9 protein-coding genes are annotated in these 8,369 nt (G+C 74.2%); 6 read left to right on the forward strand and 3 right to left on the reverse strand.

Annotation, left to right across the window (positions count from 1 at the left end; translation table 11 throughout):
* Nucleotides 1-161, reverse strand: a 161-nt coding sequence (locus AB0I76_RS17105) for an NTP transferase domain-containing protein (protein WP_357035918.1), incomplete at its 3' end; no start/stop codon positions are given.
* A gap of 200 nt (nt 162-361) precedes the next feature.
* Here AB0I76_RS17105 and fdhD point away from each other — a divergent pair.
* Nucleotides 362-1,216: a formate dehydrogenase accessory sulfurtransferase FdhD gene (gene fdhD / locus AB0I76_RS17110; protein ID WP_357035894.1), complete on the forward strand. Its 855-nt coding sequence runs from the start codon at nt 362-364 to the stop codon at nt 1,214-1,216.
* A gap of 40 nt (nt 1,217-1,256) precedes the next feature.
* Here fdhD and AB0I76_RS17115 read toward each other — a convergent pair whose 3' ends face one another.
* Together AB0I76_RS17115 and AB0I76_RS17120 are read right to left on the reverse strand one after the other, a co-directional pair.
* Nucleotides 1,257-1,973, reverse strand: coding sequence for a GAP family protein (locus tag AB0I76_RS17115; protein ID WP_357035897.1), 717 nt, complete (start codon nt 1,971-1,973; stop codon nt 1,257-1,259).
* Nucleotides 1,974-2,186: 213 nt separating this feature from the next.
* The gene (locus AB0I76_RS17120) at nt 2,187-3,233 is read right to left on the reverse strand and encodes a DUF4192 domain-containing protein (RefSeq protein WP_357035900.1); all 1,047 of its coding nucleotides are present in this window, start codon (nt 3,231-3,233) and stop codon (nt 2,187-2,189) included.
* Nucleotides 3,234-3,387: 154 nt separating this feature from the next.
* Between AB0I76_RS17120 and AB0I76_RS17125 the strand changes: the two genes are divergently transcribed.
* From AB0I76_RS17125 to AB0I76_RS17145, 5 genes are all read left to right on the forward strand, one after another.
* Entirely contained in the window at nt 3,388-4,302 is a 915-nt protein-coding gene (locus AB0I76_RS17125; RefSeq protein ID WP_357035903.1) for a fructosamine kinase family protein, read from the forward strand.
* A complete protein-coding gene (moaA, locus tag AB0I76_RS17130; protein WP_357035906.1) occupies nt 4,299-5,312 on the forward strand; it encodes a GTP 3',8-cyclase MoaA in 1,014 nt (337 codons plus the stop codon). Before AB0I76_RS17125 ends, moaA begins: the two co-directional genes overlap by 4 nt.
* A gap of 2 nt (nt 5,313-5,314) precedes the next feature.
* Nucleotides 5,315-5,605 (forward strand): MoaD/ThiS family protein, encoded by a 291-nt coding sequence (locus tag AB0I76_RS17135; protein WP_357035909.1) that lies wholly within the window; start codon nt 5,315-5,317, stop codon nt 5,603-5,605.
* A gap of 8 nt (nt 5,606-5,613) precedes the next feature.
* Nucleotides 5,614-6,858 carry a metallophosphoesterase gene (locus AB0I76_RS17140; RefSeq protein ID WP_357035912.1) on the forward strand — a complete coding sequence of 415 codons (1,245 nt, stop codon included), beginning with the start codon at nt 5,614-5,616 and terminating at the stop codon, nt 6,856-6,858.
* Nucleotides 6,859-6,919: 61 nt separating this feature from the next.
* The coding region (locus AB0I76_RS17145) for an endonuclease Q family protein (RefSeq protein ID WP_357035915.1) at nt 6,920-8,369 on the forward strand (1,450 nt) is incomplete at its 3' end.

The raw sequence follows: 8,369 nt of genomic DNA on the forward strand, positions 1-8,369 counted from the left end.
CCGGCCGCCGGGCCGACCAGGATCCGCGGATCGGCGTCCGGCACCGCCGCCAGCACCCGGTCCCGCATCGGTCGGCCGGCGACCGGTCGGGCCGGCTTGTCCGTCCCACCCATGCGTCGGGCGGCGCCACCCGCCAGCACCACCGCCGCGTATCCACCCATCCGGACACGGTAACCCCGCGACGCCCTCCGGAGACGTGTTGATCCACTCGGTATCAGTGACGTCGGGGTGTCGACGTGCCGTGGACACCCCGACGTCAGTGACATCGAGTTGATCTTTTGGTGGCGGGTGCCGCGTCGCACGGGACCGGTGCGGGACGGGAGCGGGTGCCGCGGGGGCGTGGGCGAGGCAGGATGGCGGGATGGGACGGGCGACTGGCCGCCGGGGCGTACTCCGGATCGACCTCGACGCGTTGGCCGAGGGCCGCACACCGGTACGCCGGCCGGACAGCCTCGCCGGGGAGGAACCGCTGGAGATCCGCGTGGGCGCGGCCGGTCCCGGTCGACGTCGACCGCTGGCCGTCACCATGCGGACGCCCGGCGACGACCTGGACCTGGCGATCGGGTTTCTGCTCACCGAGGGCCTGATCCGGTCGACCGACGACGTGCTCACCGCGCAACTCTGCGCCGGCACGGAGACGCCCAACACGTACAACGTGGTGGACGTCGCGCTCGCTCCCGGCGTGCCGGAACCGACCACGGACCCGGCGCGGAACTTCTACACGACCAGCTCGTGCGGGGTGTGCGGGAAGGCGAGCATCGACGCCGTACGTACCCGGTCGATCTTCGCGGTGGCCGACGACCCGCTGCGTGTCCCGGCGGCGGTCCTGGCCGACCTTCCGGAGCGCCTGCGTACGGCCCAGCGGGGCTTCGACCGCACCGGCGGCCTGCACGCGGCGGGGTTGTTCACCGCCGACGGGGAGTTGGTGGTGCTGCGCGAGGACGTCGGCCGGCACAACGCCGTGGACAAGGTGGTCGGCTGGGCGGTTCGTGAGCGGCGGCTGCCGCTGGCCGGGCACGTGCTGCTGGTGAGCGGGCGGGCCAGCTTCGAACTGACGCAGAAGGCCTGGATGGCCGGATCGCCGCTGCTCGCGGCGGTGTCCGCGCCCAGCACCCTGGCCGCGGACCTCGCCGACGAGGCCGGCATCACTCTGGTCGGCTTCCTGCGGGACCGGACCATGAACGTCTACGCCCACCCGGAGCGCGTCACGACGTGACGCCGTCGCCGCGGCGGACCCGTTCGCGCCGCCCGCCGCGTCACGATCCCCAGCGGTCGAGCGCGTCGAACAGGTCGAGGCGGGTGGCGGCGTCGCGGGCCAGCAGGAAGCCGGCGATGGCGAGGACCCAGCCCAGCGTGCTGCCGGACGTCCGGGTGATCCAGTCGTTGAGCCGGGCCAGCAGCGGCTCGATCCGCCCGGGCCGCGCCACCCGCGCGGCCAGCAGCAGGACCGCGGGCAGCACCATCACCAGGCAGTAGCCGGCGAGCAGGCCCACGACTCCGGCCGCTCCCACGCCGGAGGTGGCCAGCAGGCCGACCGCGCCGAGGTACGGCAGCATCGTCGCGACCTCGGCGAGCGCCGCGAACAGGGCCAACCCGACCAGCCACCGCGCCGAGGCGTCGCCAGCCGTGGCCCGGTCCCGCCAGCGCAGCACACCGCCCGTACGCGCCTTCCGCTTTCCGCCGTACCGGAAGCTCAGCAGAAACAACCCGACACCGAGTACGAGTTGCGCCCAGAGCACCGGCCGGTTGTCGAGCGCTCCACCGAGCGCGTCGGCCAGCCGGCTGCCGCCGGCGAACAGCAGCAGGCCGACGACGAAGTAGAAGGCGGTGATGGTGCCCAGGTAGGTCAGGATCCGCCGGACGCTGACCGGCCCCGGCGCGAGCAGCAGCCAGACCGGGATGAAGAGGGTGCCGATGCTGGTGCTGTCGACCAGCGCCAGACCGGCGAGGGACAGCAGCAGGCCGGCGCTCACGCCGGAACCGTTCGGTGTGCGACCACCTGATCATCCTCCGGCCGTTCCAGGCCGACGGACTCGTCCGTCGGCACGAAGATCGCGTACATCGTTCCACGCGGTGGCACGTCCGTCCGACGTCGCCGTCGCCGGCCGTGGTCGGTCAGTCGACGGCGATGCTCCACCCGGCCGGCAGCACCCTGGCGGCGGGTGGCACCACCACTCGTCGGATGGTCAGCGGGGGCCACGGTCACTTCTCCGCCGCCGGCGGCGGACCACACCGGGGGCACCTACCGCCGGCCATCCGTCCAGCCGGGCCGGTGGTACACCGTGCCGGAGCAGGTCGTCCAGGAGCCGGGCCAGCGAGTGGTCGGGGTGCAGGGCCAGCGTCCGTTCCAGGGCCACGGCCGCCAGCGCGCCCTGCCCCGCCCGCCAGGCGGCGAACGCCAGCAGGGCGCCCGGAGCGGCGACGAACTCCGGCTCCGCGCGTCGGAGCACGTCGGCCCAGAGCGCGATGTCCTCGTCCCGACCGTCGGTGCGTTCCCAGGCGAAGTCCCGGACCGTCACGTCGGTCAGGAGCAGTGCCAGCCACGCCACCTCGTCGTCGGTGAGCCGTCGCCCCCGCCGCTGTCCCCGCAGCGCGAGGCGCACCGCGGCCGTTCCGGCGACCCGTACCGACCGGCCCGACATCAGGTCGGTGCGCGAGGCCCGGTCGAGCAGGTCGGTGAGCCGGCGTTCGGCGCGTTCCGCCGCCCGCGTCAGGGCGGCGCGGTCGGCCCCCTCGACCGGGGCGACCTGCGCGACGAGGGCGGCGCGGTCGGGCAGGGCGACCTGACCGGCGAAGACCGCCGCCGCGGTGACCGCACTGGCCGACACGTCGTACGGGGTGCCGTCGGGCGGGCAGCACTCCGGCTCGGCGCAGAGGTACGACCAGTACCGGCCGTCGGTGACCCGGAGGGCGTCGAGGACCGGGATGCCCTCGTCGGCGAGGGCGGCGCGTATCGCGTCGACACCGGGCGTGACCCGGGTCGCCGGACCGTAGCCGAGCACCGTGGCGGTCTCGGCGGCCTGGCGGGCGACCACGACGGCCAGGTGCCGGGCGGGTGTGACGGGGTCGGCGGGAGCGGGCAGGTCGAGCCGGGCGGCGAAGGTGACCCGGCGGCCCCGCATCGCCACCACCACCAGGCTGTCGGTCGGGTGGAAACCGAGCAGGTACGGCACGGCGGCGACGAGGTCGGCGGGGGAACGGACGGCGAGCCGGGGGGCGTCGGTCGAGGTCATGTCCGCAGCCTGCGGTCCTGCCGGGCGCTCCGACAGGCCCTGTGGACGACACGCGGGTCATCCACAGTCACGCAGCGTGTTCCCGCAGCTCACGCCGTTTCGCCTACGGGCGGCGGTCCTCCCGTCGTCGGTGTCAGGGGTTACGTTGCCTTCCATGGATCTGGCGTACCTGCGGGCGCACCCCGAGCACCTGCCGACGTTCCTGACCCACCAGCGGATCCGGGAGACGCCGGTGTCGGGGGGCGACATCTGCGCCGCCGCGCGCCTCACCCTGGACGACGGCCACTCGGTCTTCGCGAAGACCTGGCCGGAGACCGCCGCACGGCCGGCGCCGGAGGGCTTCTTCGCCACCGAGGCGGCCGGTCTGCGCTGGCTGCGCGAGGCGGGGACGGTGGCCGTACCGGAGGTGGTGGTGGCACTGCCGGACTTGCTGGCGCTGGAATGGGTCGATCACGGGGAGCCGAGCGCGGAGGCGGCCGAGCGGTTCGGCCGGGAACTCGCCGGGATGCACCGGGCCGGTGCGCCGGCGTTCGGGGCGGAGTGGCCCGGGTTCATCGGTGCGCTCCCGGCCGACAACACCCCGCACGGGGGCCCGTGGTCGAGCTGGTTCGCCGAGCGCCGGCTCCTGCCGTACCTGCGGATGTCGGTCGACAACGGCGCGCTGACCGGCGCCGAGAGCGGAACCGTCGAGGCGGTGGTCGCGCGGATCTCCGACGTCGGCGGGGACGAGCCGCCGGCCCGCGTCCACGGTGACCTGTGGCCCGGCAACGTGCTCTGGGGCGCCGACGACCGGGTGTGGCTGGTCGACCCGGCGGCGCACGGCGGGCACCGGGAGACCGACCTCGCGCAGCTCGCGCTCTTCGGCGGTGTCCCGCACCACGACCGGATCATCGCCGCGTACGACGAGGCGTGGCCGCTCGCCGACGGGTGGCGTCGGCGGGTGGCGCTGCACCAGCTCCACCTGATGCTCGTGCACACCGCCCAGTTCGGCGAGGCGTACCGCGATGCGGTCGCCCGGACCGCCCGGGGAGCCCTGACCGGGCTCGGGCGCGCTACGGTCGACGGGTGAGCGCCGCCCCGCCGACCGTCGGCGTCCTCGTCGACCGGTACGGCCGCGTCGCCCGGGACCTCCGGGTCTCCCTGACCGACAAGTGCAACCTGCGCTGCACGTACTGCATGCCGGCCGAGGGCCTGCCCTGGCTGGCCGGGCCGCAGCTCCTGAGCGACGACGAGATCGTCCGGTTGATCCGGGTGGCGGTGCAGCAGCTCGGGGTGACCGAGGTGCGGTTCACCGGCGGCGAGCCGCTGATCCGGCCCGGTCTGGTGGGCATCGTGGCGGCGGTCGCCGCGCTGGAGCCTCGCCCCCGCATCTCGCTGACCACCAACGGCATCGGCCTGGACCGGCTCGCCCCGACCCTGCGGGCCGCCGGTCTGGACCGGGTGAACGTGTCGCTCGACACGCTGGACCGGGAGCGGTTCACGCGGCTGACCCGGCGGGACCGCCTGGACGACGTCCTGGCCGGGCTGGCCGGTGCGGCGAACGCCGGGCTCACCCCGGTCAAGGTCAACTCGGTGCTGATGCGGGGCGTCAACGACGACGAGGCGCCGGGCCTGCTGCGGTTCGCCCTCGACCACGGCTACGAGCTGCGGTTCATCGAGCAGATGCCGTTGGACGCCCAGCACGGCTGGGACCGCACGACGATGGTGACCGCCGACGAGATCCTCGCCGCCCTCGAGCAGGAGTTCACGCTGGTCGCCGATCCGGCCGAGCGGGGCGCGGCGCCGGCCGAGACGTGGCTGGTCGACGGCGGGCCGGCCCGGGTCGGCGTGATCGCCAGCGTGACCCGGCCGTTCTGTGGCGACTGCGACCGGACCCGGCTGACCGCCGACGGCCAGATCCGGAACTGCCTCTTCGCCACCGAGGAGTCCGACTTGCGCGGTGCGCTGCGGGCCGGGGCGGACGACGCGGAGCTGGCCGGGCGGTGGCAGGCCGCGACGCGGGGCAAGCGGGCCGGCCACGGCATCGACGACCCGACCTTCCTGCAGCCGGTCCGGCCGATGTCGGCGATCGGAGGCTGAGCGTGGACGACGCACGACCGGCCACGGCGGAGCGGCCGGGGGCGGCCGGGACGCTCACCGTCCGCTACTTCGCGGGGGCGCGCGCGGCGGCCGGCCGCACCGAGGAGACCGCATCCGCCGGTCGTTGCCTGGACGAACTCCTCATCGACCTGTCCGCGCGGCACGGCGACCGGCTGGCCGGCGTGCTGCGGGTGGCGAGTTTCCTGGTCGACGGCGTGACCTGTCATGATCGTCAGGCACCGCTTCCGGCCGGGGCCACGATCGACGTGCTGCCCCCCTTCGCGGGCGGCTGAGGGAGGGCGTGTTGGCGGTAGTCGGGTTCGTGGCCACACTCGGCCTCATCACCGGACTGATCCACCTCTACCTCTGGAAGCGGCTGGTGCGGGACACCACCGTGCCGGGGCGCTGGCGGCGGATCGGCGGGATCACCGCCCTGGTGCTGGCGCTGCTCGTGCCGGCCACGATGGCGGGCACCCAGGCCGGGCTCTACTGGCTCGCGTGGCCGGGCTACCTCTGGCTCGCGGTCATGTTCTACCTGCTCGTCCTGCTGGTGGCGTTGGAGATTCCGATGCTGGTGACCCGGCTGGTGGTGCGCCGCCGGTTGATCGCCGCCGAGCCGACCACGGCCGCGCCGGAACCGGCCCTGGTCGGGGCCGCGGGCCCCGCCGACCCGCCGGCCACCGACGCCGTCTCCCCGGCCGACCACGACCCGGACCGCCGGTTGCTGCTCGCGCGCGGTGCGGCGATCTTCGCGGGGCTCACCGCCACCGGCCTGACCGGGTACGGCATCCGCAACGCCCTCGGCCCGCCGGAGCTGGACCGGGTGCGGATCCCGCTGGCCAAGCTTCCCCGCAGCATGGACGGCCTGCGGATCGCGACGGTCTCCGACATCCACCTCGGCCCGTTGCGCGGACGGGCGCACACCGAGCGGATCGTGGCCGCCATCAACCGCCTGGACGCCGACATCGTCGCGGTCGTCGGCGACATGGTCGACGGCTCGGTCGCCGAGTTGGGGCCGGCGGCGGCGCCCCTGCGCAACCTGCGTTCCCGGTACGGCAGCTACTTCGTCACCGGCAACCACGAGTACTACTCCGGCGTGGAGGAGTGGGTCCGCGAGGTGGACCGGCTCGGGCTGCGCGTCCTCCAGAACCGGCGCGTCGAGATCGCGGCCCGGGGCGGCGTGCTCGACCTGGCCGGCGTCAACGACGCCACGGCTGCGGGCACCGGCGTGGCCGGGCCGCCGGACTACGCGGCGGCGCTGGGCGACCGCGACCCGAGCCGCCCGGTCGTGCTCCTCGCGCACCAGCCGGTCGCCGCGTTCGACGCGGCGAAGTTCGGCGTGGACCTGCAGTTGTCCGGCCACACCCACGGCGGCCAGATGGTGCCCTTCAACTACCTGGTCAAGCTCCAGCAGCCGGTGGTGTCCGGGCTCGGGGAGGTCGACGGCACGAAGGTGTACGTGACCAACGGCGCCGGCTTCTGGGGCCCGCCGGTCCGGGTGGGGGCCAACCCCCAGATCACCCTGGTGGAGCTTCGATCGGCATAGCGCAGCTCACCTCCGAGCGTGGCGGCCGGGCGGTGTCTGGCCGGTCGTGACAGGATGCGGCGTGCCTCCGTTCAGCGCCGCACCCCCCGGTGGCCTCCCGCCCTTCGTCGCGGACCTGCACATCCACTCGAAGTACTCCCGCGCGTGCAGCCGCGACCTGACCCTGCCGAACCTGGGCTGGTGGGCCCGGCGCAAGGGCATCGCGGTTTTGGGCACCGGCGACTTCACCCACCCCGCCTGGTACGACCACCTGCGCGAGACGCTGCACCCGGCCGAGCCCGGCCTGCACCGGCTCAGCCCGGAGGCGGAGCGGGACATCGCCCGGCGGCTCCCGCCTCGACTGGCGAGTGAGGCCGAGACAGACGCGGTGCGGTTCATGCTCAGCGTGGAGATCTCCACGATCTACAAGCGTGACGACCGGACCCGCAAGGTGCACCACCTGATCTACCTGCCCGACCTGGACGCGGTGGCCCGGTTCAACACGGCACTGGGGCGGATCGGCAACCTCGGCTCGGACGGCCGGCCGATCCTCGGCCTGGACAGCCGGGACCTGCTGGAGATCACCCTGGAGGCGAGCGCCGACGGCTACCTCGTGCCGGCGCACATCTGGACGCCGTGGTTCTCCGCGCTGGGCTCGAAGTCCGGCTTCGACGCGATCGCCGACTGCTACGCCGACCTCGCCGAGCACATCTTCGCGGTGGAGACCGGCCTCTCGTCCGACCCGGAGATGAACTGGCGGGTCGCCAGCCTGGACCGCTACCGCCTGGTGTCGAACTCCGACGCGCACTCGCCCCCCGCGCTGGCCCGGGAGGCGACCGTCTTCGACTCCGCCCGCGACTACTTCGCGATCCGCGAGGCCCTGCGGACCGGGGACGGGCTGGCCGGGACGATCGAGTTCTTCCCGGAGGAGGGCAAGTACCACGCCGACGGGCACCGGCTCTGCGGCGTCAACTGGTCGCCGGAGCGGACCCGGGAGGCGGGCGGGCGCTGCCCGGAGTGCGGCAAGCCGCTGACCGTCGGGGTGCTGAGTCGGGTCGAGGAACTGGCCGACCGCCCGGAGGGGCACCGCCCGGCGCACGCCCCGGACGTCACCCACCTGGTGCAGCTCGCCGAGATCCTCGGGGAGATCAACAAGGTGGGCGCCCGGTCGAAGAAGGTCGAGGGGAAGCTCCACGACCTGGTCGCCGCGCTCGGCCCGGAGCTGGAGATCCTCACCCGTACGCCACTGGACGAGATCGGTCGGGTCGGCGGCGAACTGCTCGCCGAGGGGATCGGCCGGCTGCGGCGCGGCGACGTACGCCGGGTTCCCGGCTACGACGGCGAGTACGGCGTCATCTCCCTCTTCGACCCCGCCGAGCTGGGCGGCCCGGGCGACGCCGCCGCGCAGGAGACGCTGTTCGACGTACCCGTGCCGGCGCAGCGACGCCCCACGGAGCCGGCGCAGCTGGACCAGTCGGTCCAGGAGGTCGCCGACAATCTCGACGTCGAGCTGCCGGACGAACCCAACCAAG

It is taken from the genome of Micromonospora sp. NPDC049799 (assembly GCF_040656655.1).
Classification (GTDB): domain Bacteria; phylum Actinomycetota; class Actinomycetes; order Mycobacteriales; family Micromonosporaceae; genus Micromonospora.